Genomic DNA, 20,015 nt, shown 5'->3' on the forward strand with positions numbered 1-20,015 from the left:
ACGGGGATGGAGGACGCTTGGCAGCGCACGCACCTACCCAGCGACGGAGGGTCGGCGCCGCCCTCGTGGCAGCACTCGTCGCCATGACCCAGCTGGCGACGACACCCGCCCAGGCCGCCCCGGCGGTCGAACCACCGCCGGCCACCAGCGCCACGGCCGTCTCGTCCACGCAGATCCGGGTCACCTGGCAGGCGGCGCCGCAGGCGAGCGCGTACCGGATCTCACGCTCCACCGGGTCGAGCGGCCCCTACACCCAGGTCGGCCGCAGCACCGGCCTCGAGTTCCTCGACTCCGGGCTCGCCCCGGCCACCACCTACTACTACGTGATCCAGGCGGAGAACCGGAACAAGCTCTCCGGCCACTCTCCACAGGCCAGCGCCACCACCGACCCGGTTCTGCCGGCGCCCGGCGGCCTGCGACTCACCGGCACACCGTCCGTCATGGACCTGGCCTGGGAACCGGTGGACGGCGCCGCCCGCTACGAGGTCTACCGCCACCACGTGATGGACGGCGACACCCTCATCACCACGACCACCGGCACCTCGTTCCGCGAGACCGAGCGGTCGGACACGTACTACTACCAGTACAAGGTGCGCGCGGTGACGGCGAGCGGCGCGGCCGGGCCGTTCGCGTCCGCGGCCGGCTACACCGGCACGGCGACCACCACCACGATCGCCGCCGACCCGGTCCGCTCCGAACAGGGCCAGAAGGTGGCGCTGTCCGCACGGGTCACCACCGCCGACGGCGCCGAACTACGCGGCAAGGTGCTCTTCCTGTCCGGCAACGAGGTCGTCGGCCAGACCAACGCCTGGCAGGGGTACGCCGCCCTGGTCGTCACCCCGACGACCAGCACGGCGACCTACTACGCCCGCTTCGAGGGCACCGGCGGCGATCCCGAGTACGGCGCCAGCGCGTCGGACGACCTGACCGTGCACGTCGACCCGGCGTACGGCGAGGTGTCCTTCGGCCCGGCCGAGGCGGCCCGCGTGGGCTCGGACGAGACGGCCGTCGCGGCCGGCGACCTCACCGGCGACGGGCTCACCGACGTCGTCCTCACCACCCGGGACGAGGCGGACGCCGGTGACCTCAACCACTCGGTGTACCTGTTCGTCCAACTGCCCGAGCACCGGCTCGCCGCGCCCGTCCGGTACGCCACGAGCGTGCCGACGGGCGGGAGCATGGTGCCGGTCATCGCCGACCTCGACGGCGACGGGCGCGACGAACTGCTGGTCGCCTCCGGCGACGGCCTGGACCTGTACCGGCAGGCCGGCGGCGGGCTGTCCGCGCCGGTGGCGTTGCCGTTCGGCGCGGCCCTCGGGGACCTCCGGGTGGTCGACCTCGACCGCGACGGCCGGCTCGACCTGGTGGCGACCACCAACGAGTCGGTGCTGGTGCGCTACGGCACCGGGCCGGGCGAGTTCGCGCCGCCGACGTCGGTGCCCACGCCGACCTCCGCCCCGCTCCTGGGCATCGCCGACGTGACCGGCGGTCCCGGACTGGACCTCGTACGCCTCGACGGTCGCCGGGTCGTCGTCGTCGAGCAGACCGCGGCACGCACCTTCGCCGCGCCCGCCGGGATCCCCGTGCCCGAGGGGCAGGAGATCTCCGCGCAGTCGTTCGCAGCCGGCGACGTGACCGGCGACGGCCGGGCCGACGTGGTCGTCACCGTCACGGGCAACATGCCCGACCCGCGGGTCTCCGTGCTGACCCACCAGGCGGACGGCACCCTCGGCGCCTGGCAGGTCTACGTGGCGTACGACATGCCGGAGCCGGTCGTCCTCGAGGACATGGACGGCGACGGGCGGCTGGACGTGGTGGTGGCCCACGGCGGCTGGTACGCGGTGGGCGTCCTGCTCCAGCGCCCGGACGGGCGGCTGGGCCGGGAACAGTTGGGCCACAACCCCTACTACGCCTCGCACTACGGCCACCAGGGCCTCGCCGTCGGGGACATCGACAACGACGGACACAAGGACGTGCTACTCGCCGACTACAACAACGGCCTCGTCGTGGTCCCGGGGGCGTAGCGGCTCCCTCGACGACGGGTGGTGCCGGCGCAACGGGATCCGCCGGCACCACCCGTCCCCCGTCTCGTCCGGCCTCCCGGTGGACGTCGCCTCACCTAACCGGTGACCGTCACCGGGACCGGCAGCCCCCGCTGCACCTCCAGCACGGCCCGCTCCCCGAGCGGTCGTTCCAGCTCGGCCGTGGCCGTGCGCGTCGCCCCGATGGCCGGGCACGCCTGCGGACCGTCGCCGTGCCCGCGCCCGGTGACGATGACGACGACGGCGGTGGCCGACTCGACGGCCTCGGCCGTGTAGTCCACCCCGCACGGTTCGCTCGCCGGACCCGGCGAGCCGACGAACGTGACGGTCAACTCCCGCGCGTCCACGGTCGTGGTCGCGGACTGGATCGTGTGCCCGCCCGGCGCGGCGTCCGGATCCCACGGCGGCGGCGTGACCGTGACGACGGCCTCGTCGGCGACCGCCACCCGGGTCAGCCGCACCCGCGTACCGGCGAGCGCGAACTCCCAGGCCGGCACGACCGCCGGGCCGCGCGTCGTGGCGATCCGCGCGGTGCTCAGGCGCGCGGCGGTGACCTCCAGGGGTACGCATCCCGGGCAGGGCCCGTCGCCCGCCTCGCGCAGCCGTCGCAGGGCCGCCTCCGCCGAGAGCAGCGGCACCTGCCGCTTCTGCCCGCTCTCCCACGTGACGGTGCCCGTCTCCCGCGGCGGGTCGGGCAGTGGCCCCCGCGCGTCGATCATCCCGGCGGACAGCGCCAGCTTGTTGTCGCCGTTGGCGGGCTCCCAGTCGCCGAGTTGGCCGGTGAGGCCGCTGGTCGGCACGAACCGCGGCTCGCCTCCGGCGGCCCGGACCGCCTCGTCGTACCGGGCCAACGCCTCCCGCGCCCGCTGCCGCAGCCGGTCGGGGTCGGCTCCCGCCCCGCCGTCGGAGGGGCCGGCCGCCGCACCGCAGCCGGCCAGCATCGTCAGGGCCGCGGCACCGAGCAGGCCGCGGCGTAGGAGTCTCCCGCGCATGCCTCTTGGACGGACGCGACCGGGTCCCGGTTTCCGCCCGTCCTGTCGGACCCGGGGCCTAGCGTGGGGCCGACGACAGCCGGAGGAGCGCATGATCGACCACCTGTCCATCCAGGTTCGCGACATGGCGGCCAGCGCCGCCTTCTACGACGCCGTCCTCGCCCCGCTCGGCGGCCGGCGGATGCTGGAGTTCCCGAACGTGATCGGCTACGGGCGGGAGCGCCCGGAGTTCTGGATCGGCCCGACGGAGACCCCCGGCGCCGCCCGCGAGGCGCACCTGGCGTTCACGGCCGACAGCCGCGCCGCCGTGCGGGCGTTCCGCGACGCGGCGGTGACCGCCGGAGCGGAGGTGCTGCACGAGCCGCGGGTCTGGCCGGAATACCACGCCACCTACTTCGGCGCGTTCGTCCGCGACCCGGACGGCAACAACGTCGAGGCCGTCTGCCACGCCCCCGAGTGAGCGAAGGATGACGATGGAGCAACGGATCAGTCTGGTCACGCTGGGCGTCGCCGACCTGGCGCGCGCCCGGGCGTTCTACGAACGCCTCGGCTGGCGCGGCCAGGAGGTCGAGGAGACGGTCTTCGTCCAGGCCGGGCCGATGGCGCTGGTGCTGTGGGGCCGCGACAAGCTGGCGGCCGACGCCGGCGTCGACGATCCCGGCGGCGACGGGTTCGGCGGGATCACCCTCGCGCAGAACGTCCGGTCCCGCGCCGAGGTCGACGACGTGCTGGCCACCGCGGCCGCGGCCGGCGCCGAGGTCACCAGGCCCGCGCGGGAGACCTTCTACGGCGGGTACGCCGGCTGCTTCGCCGACCCGGACGGTCACGTCTGGGAGATCGCCTGGAACCCGGGCTTCCCGCTGGCCGCCGACGGCGCCCTCACCGTTCCGGACTTCGGCGCCGCCGGCTGACCGGCGGTGCGCCCTGCCTGCCGGTCACCCCGGCGGGCGGGCGCTGCGGGGACCTCCCCGGACGCCGACCCGCGGTCGCCGATCGCCGGCCGCGTGCGCGGCGACTCGCCGGGCCGGCGGCGATCGTCCGGCTCGCGGTCGGCACGCCGGCTGTCAGTCGTCGCGGGGGCAGAGCAGCGGGTCGAGCAGCGGGAGCCGGAGCGGGTCGAGGCAGACGGTGATCAGCTGGTTGTCCGGCGCGGACGGTGTCGTCTCGTCGGGGGCCGGCGCCGCCGGCGGGGACGGTGGCGGGCTGCTGCTCGGCGGGTCGGTCGGCTCCGGCCTGCTCGGCGCGGTCGTGGGAGGCGGCGCGGTGGGCGGTGCCGGCGCGGGCGGCGGTGCCGGGGCAGCCGGAGGTGCCGACGCGGCCGGAGGCGCCGGAGCAGTCGGCACGCGGGGAGCCGTCGCCGGACGGATGCTGCCGCCGCTTCCCCCGGTGGCCGGCGCACCGGAGGACCCGGGAGCGGCGGCCCCGGTCGAGGCCGGTGCCGGCACGCCGCCGGAGGTGCCGCCGGGCATCGGGCCGGCCGTCGGCGGCGCGGTGAAGGCGTCCGGTGGCACGGGGGCGAGGGTGGGGACGACGGCCCGGACACCGAGCGGCGGTTCGACGGTCGAGACGTCCCCGGCCTCGACCCGGCGGTCGCCGTCGTCCGGCCCGTGGGCGCCGGCGGTCAACGTGGCGAACGCGACGGCGGCGACAGCCGCCACGGCGGTGGTGGCCCGCCGTTCGGGCCGGCGTGCGAGCAGCGGCGCCTGCCACGGCTCGGCCGGCGCGGGCGGCGTCGGGCGGCAGCGCTCGTGGGCCTCGCTGAGCGCGTCGAGTTCCGCGACGACGGCGGCGCGTTCGTCCCGGGCCGCGGCCACGGCGAGGGTCAGGTAGAAGCGGGTGTTCGCGGTGACGTTCGCCGGCACCCGCAGTCCCGCGAGACGCCCGGGCGTCCTCGGGTGCAGCAGGGTGAGCGGCACGTCGGGGTGGTGGGCCGGTGCGGCGAGGTCCGCGTACCACCACTCGCGCCGTTGGGAACGGCCGGCGAACGCGACGCGGCGGCTGGTGACGACGGCGACGCCCGCGTCGGTGACCCGCAGGCCCGGCGGGAGCGTACGCCCGGCCGGGGCGGGTGGCCCGACGGTGAGCGCGGGCGGCGGCAGGCCCGGTACGTGCCGGGCGGCGGCCTCGACCAGTTCCGCGGCGGGGAGGATCCGGAAGATCAACTCGTCGTCGTCCAGGTCGACGGGCAGGCCGGCGCGGGGCTCCGTGCAGCCGAGGAAGGTGGCCGCCTCGATGCGCTGGCGCGTCAGCTCGTCGGCGCGCCGGCGCCACGTTTCGAGTGCGAGGAGGTGGGCACGCCGCCGCCGTTCGTTCTCGCGGGCCGCCCAGGCGATCCGCCAGTCGGGCAGTGCGGTGGCCGGTACGAACGTGCCGGGTGATGTGGTGGTCACACGCGGTACAACCGCCCGCGTCGATGGCAGGACACGCCCCAGGGATCGATGCTTCCCTTTGTTCCGTTAAGAGAGATTTGACCCCCGCGTGGTCGACGCGGTCCCCGAATCAGTCTCACGAGACGATCCTGTGGGGGTACGCCTCGACCTCCCGGGCCCACTGTTCGGCCGCCACACCGAGCGCGTCGGCCGACACGGTGAGCGGCAACGGGTACACGGCGGTGAGCGGCCGGCGCATCCACGGCGGCAACGACTCGTAGGAGAACTCGACGGTCAACTCCACCCGTCGCCGCCGGATGACGCGGGTGCGCATCGCCAGGTTCGGCTCGGTGAAGCGCAGCACCGCCGGCAGCGTCCCCGGCTCGGCCGCCAGTCCGGCCTGGAGCCCCAGCCACTCGGCGAGGAGCCCCGCCTCGGCCACCGTGAGCGACGGCTGGCAGTGGGACCACGCCTGGCCGTCCGCCGTACGGGCGTCCGCCTCGATGAGCAGCCAGTCGTCCCAGTCGCGGGCCTGCTCGGGATCGACCGGCGGCTCGACGCCCGGCTGGTAGCCGACCGGCCGGATCCTCAGCCGCGCACCATCGTCGGAGCGTATCTCCATTTACCCATCATCTCGGACAGAACACCTACGAGGGACGAAAACGGGCGCATGATCGGCAATGCCAGGCCGTCCCATGGCGCTGATCCACCATGACCGCCCACCCTGACGAGGATCGGGGGCGGTGACCTCCGGGTCCGCTGGTGGGAGTCCCCCATGGCCCCCGCCCCGCCCCGTGTCCAGTCTGGAGACATGACTGCCACCCAGGCCCGCGTCACCGTACGGCACGTGTCCCCGATCCGGATGGTCACCCTCACCGCACCACTCCTCCTGCTGCTCTACGGCGTCGCCCGGCTGATCGACGGCCTGGACGGCGACCACGGGCCGGGCTGGGCCTGGAACATCGGCCACAGTCTGTTCTTCGCCTCGATCGCCCTCTTCGGCGTCCTGGCCGTGCACCTGCGGCGGATGCTGCTGGGCGCGGCACCACGCCTGCGGGCACTCACCGACACCGCCACGGTGGCGGCCCTGGCCGGTGCCGCGAGCTTCCTCTGGGTGATCCTCGGCGACCTCTTCCCCGGCCTGGCCGACGCGGCACCCCTGCCGGACCCGCTGTTCCTCCTCGGCCCGCTGCTGTTCCAGCTCGGCCTGCTCACCCTGCTCGTGCAGGCCGCCACCCTGCGCCCCCGCCGGCTGCCGCTCTGGGCTCCGCCGCTGGTCCTGGTGGGCTTCGCGGCGATCGCCGTGAACCTCGACCTGCTGCCGGTCGCCGGCGCGCTGATCTTCGCGGGCCTCCGCCCCCTGCACGCCGACGCCGACAGGTGAGGGACAGCGGGTGTCGGTGGGCCGGGCTACGGTGCCGGCATGGCGGAATTCGTACTCGTGGCCGGGGCCTGGCTCGGCGCGTGGGCCTGGGACGCGGTGGCGCCGGAGCTGCGCGCCGCCGGCCACGGCGTCCACCCGGTGACCCTCTCCGGTCTCGCCGAACGGCGGGGTGTGCCGGCCGGACAGCAGACGCACGTGCGGGACATCGTCGACGAGATCGAACGCCGCGATCTGCGCGACGTCGTCCTGGTCGGGCACAGCTACTCGGGCATCCCGGCCGGGCAGGCCGCCGAGCGGATCGGCGACCGGCTGCGCCGGGTGGTCTTCCTCGACTCGAACGTGCCGCACGACGGCGAGTCGTTCGTGTCGGTGTGGCCGCCCTTCGGTGAGCGGGTGCGGGCGGCGATCACCGCCAACGACGGGTTCTGGCCGCCGCTGACCGCGGAGGACTACGCCGGCCAGGGGCTCACCGACGAGCAGATCCAGCGGATCGTCGCGGATTCGACGCCGCACCCCGGCGCCACGCTGACCGAGCCCGCGACGCTCGCCCGCCCGCTCGGCGAACTGCCGGCGACGTACGTGAAGTGCCTGCTCGACGGCGACGAGCCGACGCCCGACGTGGCGGCGCTGCTCAAGAGCGACCGGTGGCGACTGGTCGAGATGGACACCGGCCACTGGCCGATGTTCTCGCAGCCGTCGGAGCTGGCGCGGATCCTGCTCGACGCCGCCGACGCCTGACCCGCGGTCGCCGCGCCCGACTCAGGTCCAGACGGTGCGGCGTACGCCGCGGTGCTCGGCGCACGCCTCGCGGCGGCCGCCGGTCAGGCTGACCGCGCCGTCGCGGCACTGCACCAGGTAGCCCCGGCCCGCCCAGAACTCCTGCACGCAGTCGAAGTAGTCGCAGATCTCCGCGGCCGGCCGGCGGATCCGGTCGCCGCCGCAGAAGTCGTACCCCATGGGGTTGTCCGGGGCGCCGCACAGCCGCTCCCGCTGGGGCGTCGGCGAGGGCGTCGTCCGCTTCGGCTTCGGCTTCGCCGAGGCCGTCGGCGAGGGTGACGTGCCGCCCGGGACGGCGGCCGGACGCACGAGCATCGGCGCGACGCTGGGACTGGGCGCCGGGGTGGCAGCCGCGGCCACCTCGCCCGCCGGGTCGGACGGGTTGGACTCGATGAGCACCGCGGGCACGAGCACGGCGACGGCGGCGGCCACGGCGACCGTACGCCGGCCGCCCGGCACCAGCCCCGACAGCCGCGCCTGCCCCGGGGTCGCGACGGCCGGCCGGAGCGGCTTGAGCTGCTCGTGCTCGGCGATCAGCTCGTCGAACTGCGCGACCACGGTGGCGCGCTGCTCGATCGCGTCGGCGAAGGCCAGGGTGAGCGTGAACCGGAAGTCGGCGGCCGCCTCCACGGGCAGCATCAGCCCGGAGGTGCGGCGACGGTCGAGCACCTGGATCAGGGTGACGGGCGAGTTCGGGTCGTGGGCCAGACCGGTCATCCGGCCGTACGCCCAGTCGCGCCGGCCCCGGCCGCCGAGCAGCACGAGTCGACGGCTGGTGATCACGGCCATGCCGGCGTCGGCGACCCGGACGCCGTCCGGGCGGCGGGGGCGCACCGGCGTCGCGTCGGGGTCGACGGTCAGGTCCGGTGCGGGCAGCACCCCGGTGTGCCGGACCTCGACCAGTTTGGCGGCCGGCCACACCCAGAGCACCACCTCGTCGGGGGCGAGTTCCAGGGGGAGGCCGAGGCCCGCCGCCGCGGAACCGTGGAAGTCGGCGGCGAGCTTGCGGAGGCGGCATAGTTCCTCGGCCCGCCGCTGCCAGGCGGCCTCGGCGCCGCGGTAGGTGCGGTGCCGGCGCTCGTTCTGCCGGTGCGCCCACCGGTACCGCCACGTGGAACCCGTCGAATCAGTTCTTGCCATGCCGACTCCTTCGCCGCGCAGGCCACCAACCGGGGTGTCACAGGTGTTAACTCCGGCGGCGGCCGACGCGAACCCGGGCCGTTGGACGAAATGTCCGATCGGCGGAGCAACATGGACGATAGGCCGGTTTTGCGGCAAAGCTTGATGTGCTCCGGGCGTGTCGCGCGACAACCGCCCGTACCGTCGACGCAGCCGGGTGGCCCCGCCGCCGGCACGCGGAGGGGGTGGACGTCGATGGGCCGGTCGGGCGGCGCGCCGCCGGTGGTGATCGGCGTCGACATCGGTACGACCAGCACCAAGGCCGTCGCGTACGACATCCGTGGCCGGCAGCTCGCCGGCAACTCGGCCGCCTACCCGCTGGACGAGCCGCAACCGGGGTACGCCGAGCAGAACCCACGGCGCATCCTCGACGCGGTACGCGAGTCGATCCGGGCGACGGTCGCCGAGTTGGACCGGCCGGTGGCCGGGCTGTCGTTCAGCACCGCCATGCACAGCCTCATCGGCCTAGACGCCGGCGGCGATCCGCTCACCCCGTCCATCACCTGGGCCGACGCGCGCGCCAGCCGCCAGGCCGAACGGCTCCGCGCCGTCCCGTCGGGGCTCGCCCTGCACCGCCGCACCGGCACCCCGGTCCACCCCATGGCCCCGCTGCCCAAGCTGCTCTGGTTCGCCGAGCAGGAGCCGGCGCTCTTCGAGCGGGCCGCCCACTGGGTCGGCATCAAGGAGTGGGTGCTGCTGCGCCTGAGCGGGCTGCTCGTCACCGACCACTCGGTCGCGTCGGGCACCGGCCTCATGGACATCCACCGCCTCGACTGGGACACCGAGGCGCTGGCCGTCGCGGGCATCAGCGGCGAGCAACTGCCGCGGCTGGTCTCCACGACGGCCGTGCTGCCCCGGCTCACCCCGGAGGGCGCGGACGGCACCGGCCTGCCCGAGCGCACGCCGGTGGTGGTCGGCGCCGGCGACGGCCCCCTGGCCAACCTGGGGCTCGGCGCCGTGCAGCCCGGCATGGTGGCCTGCTCGATCGGCACCAGCGGCGCCATGCGGGTGGTGGTGCGGCGGCCCGGGGTCGACCCGCTCGGCGGCGTGTTCTGCTACGCGCTCACCGAGCACCGCTGGGTGGTCGGCGGCGCGATCAACAACGGCGGCCTCGTCCTCCGGTGGGCCGGCGACGCGCTCGCCCCGGAGCTGGGCGGGCACGCCGAGGAAGAGCTGGTCGCCCTCGCCGCCCGCGCCCCCGTCGGCTCCGGCGGGCTCATCATGCTCCCGTACCTGCTCAGCGAGCGGGCGCCGCACTGGAGCGCCCTGCCGCGCGGCGCGTACGTGGGGCTCACCCACGGGCACCGCCGCGAACACCTGGTGCGCGCGGCCATGGAGGGCGTATGCCAGCAGCTCGCGCTGGTGCTGGCCTCCGTGCGGTCCGCCGGCAACGAGGTGAACGAGGTCCGCGCCAGCGGGGGCTTCGCCCGCAGCGGCCTGTGGCGGCAGATGCTCGCCGACGCGCTCGGCGTGCCGGTGAGCTTCCCGACGGGGCACGAGGGATCCAGCTTCGGCGCCGCCCTGCTCGGCATGCAGGCGCTCGGCCTCATCCCCTCCATCGACGTGGCCGCCGACCTGGTGCGGATCGAGGAGATCGTGCGCCCCGACCCGGCCGCCGCCGCCACGTACGCGACGCTGCTGCCGCTCTTCGCCGAGCTGTACGACGCGCTCGTGCCCACGTACACCTCGCTGCGCCGCCTGGCGCCGAGCCTGCCACCGGAACCGCCGCCGGAACCGCCGCCAATGTGATCCCGGCCCAGCCCGTCCGGGTCGCGCGCACAGGGGCGCGACCCGGACGGCGTGTCACCCACGGTTGATCGCGTTGGCGTGGATCGCCTCGCTCAGGTACGCGGCGAGGCCCGGCGCCATGTTCTCGTAGGTCGCCCGGAACCGCTCGTCGGCCACGTACATGTCCGCCAGACCGGTGTGGATCTCGTACGAGCACTCGTAGAACCAGCGGCCGATGATCTGCCGGTGCTCCTCGGCCAGCTCCATCGCCTCCGGGCTGTCCGCCGGCGCGCCCGAGGACATGACGGCCACGACGCGCCGCCCCCAGTCCTCGTTCTCGCTCTTGAACCGCAGCCAGTCGTCCTTCCCGTACCGGGCCGCCCGCCGGTTCGACTCCCGGTACGCCTCGCTGCCGCCCCACCGCTGCTCCGCCTCATCGGCGTGCGCCTCCGGGTCGAAGTCCCCGAAGACCTCGAACCGCTCCTCGGGGGTCAGCTGGATGTCCACCTTCTTCGCCTCCAACGCGAACTCGATCGCCGAGACCATCTCCTGCAACCGCTTGATCCGTACGGTCAGCAGCTCGTGCTGGCGACGCAGGTGCGCCGCCGGGTCGGCCGCCGGGTCGTCGAGGATCGCGGCGATCTCCTCCAACGGGAACCCCAGCTCGCGGTAGTAGCGGACGAGCTGCAACCGCTCCAGGTCCGCGTCGTCGTAGCGGCGGTAGCCGGTCCTGCTGCGCCCGCTCGGCGAGAGCAGGCCGATCTCGTCGTAGTGGTGCAGCGTCCGTACCGTCACGCCGGCGAGCTTGGCCACCTGGCCCACCGTGTACGCCATGGTCCCCTCCCTTCGGAAACCAGGCTCCCCCCTGCCGTTACGTGAGGGTCAAGCCCGATTCTGACCCACCGTGGGGGTGTCGGGTGGTCCGGACGGCGGGGGTGTGGCCTGCCGGTAGAGGCTCACGAGCACCCCGTAGCGCGGTTCGTCGTCCCCGGCGTCCTCGGCGCCGTCGACCAGCTCGCTGAGCGCGGCGCCGAGCCGCTCGGCCTGGGCCCGGGTGAGCCGCAGGTGCCGCAGCTGGAGCAGCGGCTCGTCCGGCGCGGCCGCGATCTCCTCGGCGACCGCGCCGAGCATGGCGGCGGTGGCGCCGACGTGTCCCGGCGCGACCCGGATTCGCCGGGCGGACCGCTGGTAGTACTGCTCGGTGCCGCCGCGCACCGGCCGGGTGTGCGCCACCCGCACCATGCCGGCCTCGCGGAGCACCTTGAGGTGGTGTGCCACGTTGCCCTTGGCCGACCCGAGCGCCCCGGCGAGCTGGCTGATCGTGGCCGGGCGCTGGCCCAGTGCGAACAGCAGGCGCTGGCGGAACGGGTGCCCGAGCGCCTTGAACTGCTCGGGGGTGGTGACCTCCAGCAGTTCGTCGAGGGGACGGTCGGGACGTGGATCGGCCATGGCAGAAAGTGTCTACTTCTCTTGACGCTTCTGTCAATCGGCTGCTCTACTGCTCAGCACCCACCACCCGAGGACGGGAGCCGCCCATGCGCCAGGCCGAGATCACCGAGGCCGTCGAACGGACCGCCACGCTCGTCGACGAGCACTACGTCTTCCCCGACCTGGCCGGACGGCTGGCCACCCTGCTCACCGACAACCTCGCCGCCGGCCGGTACGCCACCGCGGCCGACCCCCGCGCCCTCGGTGAGCTGGTCACCGCCGACCTCCAGTCCCTCAACGGCGACCTGCACCTGCGCCTGAAGTACCACGAGGAGGCGCTGCCCGAACGGGACGAGCACCCCGACGACGACCGGATCGTGCGGCTGGCCGCCGACACGATGGGCGGGGTGGGCCGCGTGCAGCGCCTCGACGGCAACGTCGGCCTGCTGGAGATCCGGCCGCTGCTCTTCCCCCCGCCCCTCGCCGGCGACCAGATGACCGCGGCGATGCGGCTGCTCGCCGGCACCGACGCGCTGCTGCTCGACCTGCGCGAGAACGTCGGCGGCAGCCCCGACGGGGTCGCGCTCCTCTGCGGCTGGTTCTTCGACGAGCCGACCCTGCTGCACACCACGTACGACCGCGCGGGCCGTCCCGTCCGCCAGTCCTGGAGCGCCGCGTACGTGCCTGTGCCGACGTACGACGCCACCAAGCCGGTCTACGTGCTGACCAGCGGCCGCACGTTCTCCGGCGGCGAGGAACTGGCCTACGACCTCCAGCAGTCCGGCCGGGCCACCGTGGTGGGCGAGCGCACCGGAGGCGGGGCGCATCCCCGGATCGGCTTCCGCGCCCACGCCCACCTGGAGGTCACCGTGCCGGTCGCCCGTCCGGTCCACCCCGTCACCGGCACCAACTGGGAGGGCACCGGGGTGCTCCCCGACATCGAGTCGCCGGCCGCCGACGCGCTCGACGTGGCGCACCGCGCCGCGCTGTCCCGGCTGGACGTGCCGGCCCCGGTCACGGCCGTCGCGGCCTGACCGCCGCCGGCACCCGGCCGATCAGGCCCACTCCTCGGCCGGGTCACCGTCGGGCGCGGGGTCGCCGGCAGCGTCGCCAGCCGTGGCGGCACCGGCGGCCTCGGCGCCGGCGGGCACCGGCGGGCCGCCGTGGGTCCAGGGGGTCTCCTCGGGGGCCGGGAAGGCGCCGGCCGGAAGGTACGCGTCGGAGAGCGTCGTGTAGCAGAGCCGCTCCCCCACCTCCGGCACGCTGCCCGGCGGCGCCGTCAGCCCGCGCCCCATCCCGCCGGACAGCTCCAGCACCACCTCGGTCTTGCCGTCGGCGGGGTGCAGGAACACCACCCGGGCCTTCTGCCCCGGCCGGGCCGGCGAGTACAGCGTGGCGCCCACCGGCACCAGCACCGGCTCGGTCGTGACCACCTGGATCCGGGGACGCAGCACGGGCCGCTTCCCGCTGTCGTCGACCCGGGCGGGATCGGCGAGCGTCACCTCGCCCACGAACGCCTCGCCGGTGAGGCGGTGCTCGGCCATCACCAGCGGGTCGTCGTAGGCGCGCTGCACCGCGTACGACGTGAGGGCCCGCTCCAACCGGTGCAGCCGCACCGCCGCGGCGACCGCGCCGTCCCGCCGGGGCTGCGGCCCGCCGCCCGCGTCGACGTGCTCGGCGTGCGCGGTGAACGCGTCCCGGTCGCCCGCCCAGCGCCCCTCCACCCGGGCGCCGGGCGGCAGGGCGCGCAGCAGGCCCACGCCGCGCCACATCAGCTCCCAGGTGGGCGCGAGCTGGTCGCGCAGCAACGACTCCAGCGTCGCGTACGCCTCGGCGCGCGCGTCCGGGTCGTCCTCCGCCTCGGCGTACGCGGCGATGGCCGGCGCGAGCCGGTGGTTGTCGAAGTCCGGGTCGGTGGCCGGACCGGCCGGCGGATGCGTGCCCGGGTCCTCGGCCCGGGCCGCCGCCTCGGCACCGGTCGTTCCCGGCGGCGGGTCGATCCAGCCGAGCAACGCCGGCAGGTGCAGGTCCTCCACGGCGCTCTGCCCGGTGGCCCAGTGCAGGGTCAGCGCGTCGGTCATCGCCAGCAGCGCCGACGCACCCGGATGCTCGGCCCGGTCGGCGAAGAACGTCAGCCACCGCCCGAGCAGCGGCACCGACGGGTGCACCGGGTGCTCACCGTCCGGTCGGCGGAACCGGGTGGAGCGACCGAGCAGCCGCAGGAACGTGATCCCGGCCGGGTTGGGCACCAGCACCTGCGGCGCGTCGACGTACCGGTACCGCACGTCCCGGCCCCGGTCGACCGGCACCGCCTCGCTCACCTCCCGGTGGGCGTCCACGTACGGCAGCACGACCTCGGCCAACTCGGCGGCGAACCGGAACCGCTGGTCCCGGTTGCGCGGCTGGGGCACGACCAGCAGCCGCGCCTCGTCCGGCGCCGTACCGACCATCGCGGCCAACGGGGCGTTCGCCTCACCGGCGAGCGCGAGCGGCACCAGCACCAGGGGACGCTCGTGCAGGTGCACGTGGCGGACGGTCGCCACCGGCTGGGCCACCCCGGCCGCGACGGCCTGCGCCTTCGCGAGCGCGCGCAGCGTACTCATGCCGGCACGCCCAGGGCCTCGGCGCGCAACCGGGCCGCGGCGCGCAGCAGCGCGGCGGCCTCGGCCTCCTCCGGGTCGGGGGTCCGGGCGCCGTCGGCGAGCGCCACCACCTCGGCCACGGTGGCGAGCCCGCCGAGCGCCTCGCGGACCGGCCGGCCCAGCGCGGCCGTGTGGCCGCGCGCCTCGTGCCGGCAGAAGTACGCCAGCTCGCAGCTGGCCAGGCACTCCGGCGCGTACCGGGCCTCCACGCGCGACAGCGCGGCGGCCAGCGTGGCCGGGTCGGCAGCCAGGTCGGCGGTGAAGTCGGACGGCACCGACGCCAGCAGGTCGTCGAGCCGGGCCATCCGGTCCAGCTGGCGGCGCAGCACCAGCAACTGCTTACGGACGTCGAGCAGGCTGGCCACCGGCCGGTTCGCGAAGTCCCGCGGGCAGATCAGCACCACCTCGTGCGACACCAGCCCCGGATCGTGGCCGGCGGCAGCGAGCAGCTCGCGCAGCGCCAGCACGTACACGGCCGACTGGGTCGCCGCCGCCGCGACCTTCGCGGGGTCGGCCTGCCCGTCGATCACCGGGAACGACTTGATCTCGACGACGTGGAACCGGCCGGCCAGCCGGGCGGCCACCAGATCCGGTTCGAGGTGGACCCGCCGGCCCGCGACCTCGAGGCTGAGCAGCGGGTGGTCGAAGAGGGCGGCGGGCTGGTCGGCGCCGGTGGGCGCGGCGGCCACCAGCAGCTCACGCGACCGGGCGTGCCGCTCGGGCAGGTCGTCGTCGGCGCCGAGGTCGGTCCAGTCCGCCCGCTCGTCCGGCTCGACCCCGAGGCGCTCGGCGACCAGCCGCAGCAGCTCCGCGCCGCCGTCGGCCTTGACCTGCGCCTCGAACGCGTTGCCGCGGGTGATGGCGAAGCGGGACTGCCCGAACCGGGCCGGAAACCCGATCCGCTCGGCCAGCTTCGGCTTGTCGACGCCGGCGCCGTCCAGGACGGCGCGGCGGACGCAGCCCGGGTTGCCGGTGAGCGCGGCGATCGTCCGGGCGTTGTGCCGGCGGGGCGGTACGCCGCCGCGGATGGCGTCCAGTCGCTGCTCGCTGCTCGTCATGAACCGCCACGATAGGCGGTCACCGCCGGTTCGGCCGGCACGGCGCCCCGGCGGCGGCGGACCAGCAGGGCGGTGGTCGCCGCGGCGAGGGCGGCCAATGCGGCCATGGTCCAGAGCACGGTACGCAGCCCACCGGTGAACCCGGGATCGTCGAGCCGGCCGGCCGTGGTGCTGGCCAGGACCGCGCCGACCACCGCGATGGCGACCGTCTCACTGGCCAGCCGGGCCGTGTTGATCATGCCGGCGCCCGTGGCCGCGCGGGCCGGCGCCACGCTGCCGATGGCCATCTGGTCCAGCAGCCCGATGGAGAGTCCCACCCCGACACCGATGGTGAGCAGCGGGCCGGCCAGCACGGCCGTGCCGCTGTCGGGGCCGAGCACCGTGGCCCAGGCCGCACCGGCGGCCACCACGGCCACCGAGACGACGACCACCAGGGGCGCCGGCACCAGGCGGATCAGCGCCCCGGTCAGCAGCGGCAGGACCAGGGTGGGTGCGGTGAGCAGGATCAGCGTCGCACCGGCCGTGCCCGGGGTCAGCCCGACCACCGTGGTCAGGTACGACGGCAGGTAGACCAGCAGCGGCACGAGCACCGCCACGATGGTGGCCGCCGCCAGGCAGATGCCGAGGAACCGGTGGCTGGCCAGCAGCGTGAGGTCGAACATCGGGTCGGCGCGGCGGCGCTCCACCCGGGCGAAGAGCACGAGCAACGCGAGCGCGGCGGCGAACGCGACGACGATCCGCGGGTCGGCCCAGCCGAACTCCGGCCCCTGCACGAACCCGAAGATCAGCAACAGCAGCGCCGAGGTGAACGACACCGTGCCGGGCCAGTCGATCCGTCCGGCGTGTGGTGCCCGCGACTCCGGCAGCAGCGGCACGAGGGCGAGCACCACCACCCCGGCCAGGGCGGGCGCCGCGAACACCGCCCGCCAGCCGAACGTGTCGATGAGCAGGCCCGCGACGGAGGGACCGAAGGCGAGGCCGGCGCCGATGGCCGTACCGAAGACGCTGAAGGCGCGCGCCCGGGCCGGGCCGTGGAACGTGCCGGCGAGCAGCGCCGAGGCGCTGGTGGCCGCGGCGGCAGCGCCTACACCGGACACCGCCCGGAGGACGTCGAGCAGGGCGATGTCGCCCGCCACCGCCGCGAGCAGCCCGGCGCCCGCGAAGATCGCCACCCCGGTGGCGAACACCCGGCGGCGGCCGAACAGGTCGGCCAGCGCGCCGGTGGCCAGCATGAAGCTGGCGAACGTGGCGTTGTACCCGTTGACCACCCACTGCACGGAGGCCAGTCCGGCGTCGAGGTCACGGCCGATCTCGGGCAGCGCGACCGACGCGCCGGTCAGCGACACCGGCAGCGAGATGGTGGACAGCAGGACGGCGACCAGCACGACGGCCGGGTGGTTGCGCACGGTTCTCCCCGTTCGGACGGCCCCTTAGCCTAGGCACGGCGGGCGCGGACGGGGCCGGGTCGGGGTCGAAGATCACAGGCGGCACAGGTGAACGCCCGACCCGCCGGAACGGGTCGGGCGTTCAGCCGGCCGTGTGCCGGCGGGGCTCACTTCTCGTCGCTCGCCCACCCGTCCCAGTGGTCGTCGCCCTTGTCCGAGCCCTTGTCCTCGCCGCTGTCGGAGTCGCGGTGCTCGCCCTTGTCCGAGCCCTTCTCGTCGCCGCGGTCCTCGCCCTTGTCCGAGCCCTTCTCGTCGCCGCGGTCCTCACCCTTGTCCGAGTCCCAGCCCTTGTCCGAGTCCCAGCCGCTGTCCTCGCTCCGGCCCTCGTCGCCCTTGTCCCAGCCGTGGGCCTCGTCGCTCGAGTCCCAGGCCCGGCTGTCACTGGCGTCCCACTTCCGGTCCTCGTCCTTGCGGTCCTCGTCCTTGCCCTTGCGGTCCTCGTCGACCTTGATCTGGCCGCGGATCTCGCCCTCGGGGTACTTCTTGGTGTGCACGTTGACGTACGTGACACCGGCCTCCATGGCGTCGACCAGCTCGTCGAACTCGCCCGGCTCGATGCCCTGGTCGGCGGGGCCGACCACGTCGTCGGGCTTGATGGTCCCCTTGATGGTGGCCGGCGCCTCGGGGCAGGACTGCACGTTCTTCGAGGGGCCGCCCTTCCCGTCCTTGATGTTCGAGCACAGGAAGACGGCCACCCCGCCGCTCTGGTGCTTCCCACCGAAGTGGATGTGCGCCTGCTGGACGTCCTTGAGGTCCTCGTAGCTCAGCCGCCAGCTGATCTCCTTGTTGCGCTCGTCGATCCGCGCCTCGAACCGGCCGCTGCCCGGCGTGGAGATCGTCTTCGGGTCCTCCTGGTAGCCGCTCAGGGTGGCCCGGGCCGTCTCCTTCCGTTCGTCCTTCCCGTGCGAGCCACGCCAGTCCCATGAGTCGCCGGACCCGCGCGAGTCGTTCCAGTCCCCCGAGCCGTGCGACTCGCGCTGCTCGTGCGACTGCTTGTCGCCCGAGTCGTCGCGCCCGTCGCCCATCGCGGCGGTGCCGATGGCCCCCACGGCCACCGCCGCCCCGGCCGCAACCGTCACCGCCCAGAGTCGAGTACGTCCCATCATCACTGTTGCTCCCTTCGCAGACGGAGCCCGAGCCGTACCGGCGCGGAGCTGGCCGGCGGCGGAACCCGGGCACGCGAGGGCGCCGCACGCCGAGCACGGTCCCTCGTCGGGAGTCCCGGCACACGGTTCCATTAGCGCCCCTTTGGTGAAATTGTCCCATGTTCGGCACAAACACGAGCGCTCTTCGCTGATCCGACCGTCAGAAGGTTTTTCGGACCACCCGGGCGGTAGGCGGCTCTCCGCGCCACCTCGGCACGGCTGTCCGGCGACCGCCCGTCCATACCCCGACACGCCGAAGCGCCTGACCTGCTACCGCAAGCGGTCAGGCGCTTCGTGCTGGGAGGGGGTGTGTTGCCCTCGAACGGCCGTGAAGCCGTGCGAGGGGCCGCGGGCCGGTCAGCCGGCGGTGGTCACCGCCTCCGTCTCGGCGTTCGGGTCCTCGGCCAGCCAGATCGGCTGCCAGTCCGCCATCTCGAGGTAGCGGCGCAGTTCCGCGAGGCCGCTCACGGATCCGGCCCAGGCCGCGTACGGCGGGTTCGACTCGTCGAAGCCGCTCTGCACGAAGGTGAGCTTCGTCTTCCCCTCGGACTGGGCCAGCTCCCAGGTGCTCACACCGGTCGGCCCCCAGTCCACCGTGATCTTCCGGCCCGGATCCAGGTCGACGACCTTGGCCGCGAAGCCGGCGTCGAAGCCACCCATGGCGTAGCGCCCGCCGACCCAGGGCTCGATGCCGATGGGGTAGCCGAACCAGGCACTGGCCTGCTCGGAGTCGGTCAGCGCCTCGTACACCCGGGCCATCGGCGCGTCGATGAGCAGCTCGCCGCGCATCTCGCTGGAGGTGAAGTCGACCTTCGGCAGCAGCGTGCGCCCCTCCAGGTGCGCCGCGAGGTTGGCGACCGACAGGCCCCAGTACGTCTGGAGCACGCCCCGGATGCTGCCGGTGCCGCTCACGGCCTCCTCGAAGTTGAAGTGGCTCTGGCTCAGTGTGAGCAGCGTCGTGGTGGGGCCCTCGGCCCGCAGCCGGAACTCGGTGGTCGTCTCCACCCCGTCGAGCGTCCACGCGAAGCGCAGCGTCTCGTCGTCGACGTGCAGCAGGCGCTGGTGCGGGGCGTCACCCTCGGGCGTGTAGCGGCCCCAGAACTCGTACCGTCGAGGCAGCTCGACCTCGGCGTGCTCGGCCAGCCACACGCGCAGCTCGGCCGGGTCGGTGAGGGCGCGGCGGACGGCCTCGACCGGGGCGGCGAGGCGGGCGTGGAGCGTCATCGGGTCAGTCACGGTCGTTCCCCTTCGGGTAGCAGGCCACGGCGATCTTGAACGCGTCTCCCTCGGCGCCGCCGTAGCGGGTGAACAGGTCCTGCAGAGCGGTCTGCAGGTCGTGCAGGAACTGCTGGCGTTGCCCGGCCGGCACGCGGATCTCGCCGGACACCCCGATCGAGGGCAGCTCCGGCCTGGTGCGGTCGAGCGCGGCGATGTCGGCCTGGACCTCCTCCATGAGGTCGAGCAGGTAGCCCAGGCTCAGCTCGTCGCGGGCCCGGCGAAGCCCGATGCGCCCCACGAGGCGCGGTGAGAGCCAGTAGGAGCGGGCGGCCGCCTGGTAGATGCCCTCGGTGATGCCCCGCACCTTGCGCTCGGCGACCAGCTCGACGAGACCGGCCGCGACGAGCTGCTTCACGTGGTAGTAGACGCGCTGCGGCGTCTGCTCCAGGCGGGTCGCCACCTCGGTGCAGGTGCGCGGCTCGGCGAGCTGCCGCAACACTTCCACGCGCTGCGGCTTGAGCAGGGCCTCGGCCTGCTCGATCTGTTCCAGGTACAGGACGTCTCTCATGGCAAAATCAGTTTGTACGTACAAAACTTCTTTGTCAATA

The 20,015-nt window shown here is 74.5% G+C and carries 19 protein-coding genes; 7 read left to right on the forward strand and 12 right to left on the reverse strand.

Annotation, left to right across the window (positions count from 1 at the left end):
* The first annotated feature begins 83 nt into the window (after positions 1 to 83).
* Positions 84 to 2,024: an FG-GAP-like repeat-containing protein gene (locus tag OG994_RS19405; RefSeq protein WP_328850537.1), complete on the forward strand. Its 1,941-nt coding sequence runs from the start codon at positions 84 to 86 to the stop codon at positions 2,022 to 2,024.
* A 95-nt stretch (positions 2,025 to 2,119) separates the two neighbouring features.
* Here OG994_RS19405 and OG994_RS19410 read toward each other — a convergent pair whose 3' ends face one another.
* A complete protein-coding gene (locus OG994_RS19410) occupies positions 2,120 to 3,034 on the reverse strand; it encodes a hypothetical protein (protein WP_328850538.1) in 915 nt (304 codons plus the stop codon).
* A gap of 91 nt (positions 3,035 to 3,125) precedes the next feature.
* Here OG994_RS19410 and OG994_RS19415 point away from each other — a divergent pair, with 91 nt between their 5' ends.
* The gene (locus tag OG994_RS19415) at positions 3,126 to 3,494 is read left to right on the forward strand and encodes a VOC family protein (protein ID WP_120330028.1); all 369 of its coding nucleotides are present in this window, start codon (positions 3,126 to 3,128) and stop codon (positions 3,492 to 3,494) included.
* Between the two features lie 13 nt (positions 3,495 to 3,507).
* Positions 3,508 to 3,945 carry a VOC family protein gene (locus tag OG994_RS19420; RefSeq protein ID WP_120330029.1) on the forward strand — a complete coding sequence of 146 codons (438 nt, stop codon included), beginning with the start codon at positions 3,508 to 3,510 and terminating at the stop codon, positions 3,943 to 3,945.
* A 153-nt stretch (positions 3,946 to 4,098) separates the two neighbouring features.
* On the opposite strand, the gene OG994_RS19425 is transcribed toward OG994_RS19420, so the two are convergent.
* Both OG994_RS19425 and OG994_RS19430 read right to left on the reverse strand, forming a co-directional pair.
* On the reverse strand, positions 4,099 to 5,424 hold the full coding sequence (locus tag OG994_RS19425) for a hypothetical protein (protein ID WP_328850539.1): 1,326 nt from the start codon (positions 5,422 to 5,424) through the stop codon (positions 4,099 to 4,101).
* A 115-nt stretch (positions 5,425 to 5,539) separates the two neighbouring features.
* Positions 5,540 to 6,025 carry a WapI family immunity protein gene (locus OG994_RS19430; protein ID WP_328850540.1) on the reverse strand — a complete coding sequence of 162 codons (486 nt, stop codon included), beginning with the start codon at positions 6,023 to 6,025 and terminating at the stop codon, positions 5,540 to 5,542.
* Positions 6,026 to 6,214: 189 nt separating this feature from the next.
* On the opposite strand from OG994_RS19430, the gene OG994_RS19435 reads away from it, so the two are divergent.
* Together OG994_RS19435 and OG994_RS19440 are read left to right on the forward strand one after the other, a co-directional pair.
* Entirely contained in the window at positions 6,215 to 6,787 is a 573-nt protein-coding gene (locus OG994_RS19435; protein ID WP_328850541.1) for a hypothetical protein, read from the forward strand.
* A gap of 39 nt (positions 6,788 to 6,826) precedes the next feature.
* The gene (locus OG994_RS19440; protein ID WP_328850542.1) at positions 6,827 to 7,525 is read left to right on the forward strand and encodes an alpha/beta fold hydrolase; all 699 of its coding nucleotides are present in this window, start codon (positions 6,827 to 6,829) and stop codon (positions 7,523 to 7,525) included.
* A gap of 21 nt (positions 7,526 to 7,546) precedes the next feature.
* On the opposite strand, the gene OG994_RS19445 is transcribed toward OG994_RS19440, so the two are convergent.
* Positions 7,547 to 8,704, reverse strand: a complete 1,158-nt coding sequence (locus OG994_RS19445) for a hypothetical protein (protein ID WP_328850543.1) — start codon at positions 8,702 to 8,704, stop codon at positions 7,547 to 7,549.
* A gap of 234 nt (positions 8,705 to 8,938) precedes the next feature.
* On the opposite strand from OG994_RS19445, the gene OG994_RS19450 reads away from it, so the two are divergent.
* Positions 8,939 to 10,492, forward strand: coding sequence for a gluconokinase (locus OG994_RS19450; protein WP_328850544.1), 1,554 nt, complete (start codon positions 8,939 to 8,941; stop codon positions 10,490 to 10,492).
* Positions 10,493 to 10,546: 54 nt separating this feature from the next.
* Here the strand turns inward: OG994_RS19450 and OG994_RS19455 are convergent, their stop codons facing one another.
* On the reverse strand, positions 10,547 to 11,305 hold the full coding sequence (locus tag OG994_RS19455; protein WP_328850545.1) for a MerR family transcriptional regulator: 759 nt from the start codon (positions 11,303 to 11,305) through the stop codon (positions 10,547 to 10,549).
* Positions 11,306 to 11,353: 48 nt separating this feature from the next.
* Positions 11,354 to 11,920, reverse strand: coding sequence for an ArsR/SmtB family transcription factor (locus OG994_RS19460; RefSeq protein WP_120330037.1), 567 nt, complete (start codon positions 11,918 to 11,920; stop codon positions 11,354 to 11,356).
* Positions 11,921 to 12,006: 86 nt separating this feature from the next.
* Here OG994_RS19460 and OG994_RS19465 point away from each other — a divergent pair, with 86 nt between their 5' ends.
* A complete protein-coding gene (locus OG994_RS19465) occupies positions 12,007 to 12,933 on the forward strand; it encodes a S41 family peptidase (RefSeq protein WP_120330038.1) in 927 nt (308 codons plus the stop codon).
* 21 nt (positions 12,934 to 12,954) lie between these two features.
* Here the strand turns inward: OG994_RS19465 and OG994_RS19470 are convergent, their stop codons facing one another.
* The 6 genes from OG994_RS19470 to OG994_RS19495 all read right to left on the reverse strand — a co-directional run bounded on the left by OG994_RS19470 (position 12,955) and on the right by OG994_RS19495 (position 19,975).
* Positions 12,955 to 14,502: a hypothetical protein gene (locus OG994_RS19470; protein WP_240033051.1), complete on the reverse strand. Its 1,548-nt coding sequence runs from the start codon at positions 14,500 to 14,502 to the stop codon at positions 12,955 to 12,957.
* Entirely contained in the window at positions 14,499 to 15,599 is a 1,101-nt protein-coding gene (locus tag OG994_RS19475; protein ID WP_120330039.1) for a hypothetical protein, read from the reverse strand. The genes OG994_RS19470 and OG994_RS19475 overlap by 4 nt, the downstream gene beginning before the upstream one ends.
* Positions 15,596 to 17,005 (reverse strand): MFS transporter, encoded by a 1,410-nt coding sequence (locus OG994_RS19480; RefSeq protein ID WP_120330040.1) that lies wholly within the window; start codon positions 17,003 to 17,005, stop codon positions 15,596 to 15,598. The genes OG994_RS19475 and OG994_RS19480 overlap by 4 nt, the downstream gene beginning before the upstream one ends.
* A gap of 146 nt (positions 17,006 to 17,151) precedes the next feature.
* The gene (locus tag OG994_RS19485) at positions 17,152 to 18,150 is read right to left on the reverse strand and encodes a CHRD domain-containing protein (protein ID WP_328850546.1); all 999 of its coding nucleotides are present in this window, start codon (positions 18,148 to 18,150) and stop codon (positions 17,152 to 17,154) included.
* Between the two features lie 396 nt (positions 18,151 to 18,546).
* Positions 18,547 to 19,425, reverse strand: coding sequence for an SRPBCC domain-containing protein (locus OG994_RS19490; RefSeq protein WP_328850547.1), 879 nt, complete (start codon positions 19,423 to 19,425; stop codon positions 18,547 to 18,549).
* Positions 19,418 to 19,975: an ArsR/SmtB family transcription factor gene (locus OG994_RS19495; RefSeq protein ID WP_120330043.1), complete on the reverse strand. Its 558-nt coding sequence runs from the start codon at positions 19,973 to 19,975 to the stop codon at positions 19,418 to 19,420. The genes OG994_RS19490 and OG994_RS19495 overlap by 8 nt, the downstream gene beginning before the upstream one ends.
* Positions 19,976 to 20,015 lie beyond the last annotated feature (40 nt).

The sequence above is a fragment of the Micromonospora globbae genome, assembly GCF_036184225.1.
GTDB lineage: Bacteria > Actinomycetota > Actinomycetes > Mycobacteriales > Micromonosporaceae > Micromonospora > Micromonospora globbae.